The organism is Campylobacter concisus UNSWCS, from assembly GCF_000466685.1.
Taxonomy (GTDB): Bacteria; Campylobacterota; Campylobacteria; order Campylobacterales; family Campylobacteraceae; genus Campylobacter_A; species Campylobacter_A concisus_A.
In genome coordinates this window covers 1-316 of the sequence record NZ_ANNG01000148.1, presented here as the reverse complement: position 1 = coordinate 316, position 316 = coordinate 1, and the positions used below count along the sequence as shown (strand labels likewise).

The following is a 316-nucleotide window of genomic DNA, read 5'->3' as shown; positions in this document are numbered from 1 at the left end:
TAGATTATTTCCTACTTTTAAATTTAGTGTTCCATCAGCTCTTAAATTTGCTCCTTTAATGGTTGTATCATTAGCTGTGTTTATGTTTATATCTTTATTAGATATTAGCTTTGAGTTATTATTGATGATGCTTTCACTATAGCTGTTTGATTGTGAGTGATCTAGACCTAGGCTTCCTCCGCCTCCTCCATACACAGTAAATTTAGCACTTCCACTAAGAGCCTTGCTTTTCTCATCTGATTCAAATCTATCTTGGCTAGAGTTTATATTTAGATCTTTAGTGTTTATATCTATATTATTATTAGCTAGTAGATTT

1 protein-coding gene is annotated in these 316 nt (G+C 31.3%); it reads right to left on the bottom strand.

Going from position 1 to position 316, the window contains the following annotated elements; translation table 11 throughout:
* Nucleotides 1–316, bottom strand: a 316-nt coding sequence (locus tag UNSWCS_RS11295) for a hemagglutinin repeat-containing protein (protein WP_035144286.1), incomplete at both ends; no start/stop codon positions are given.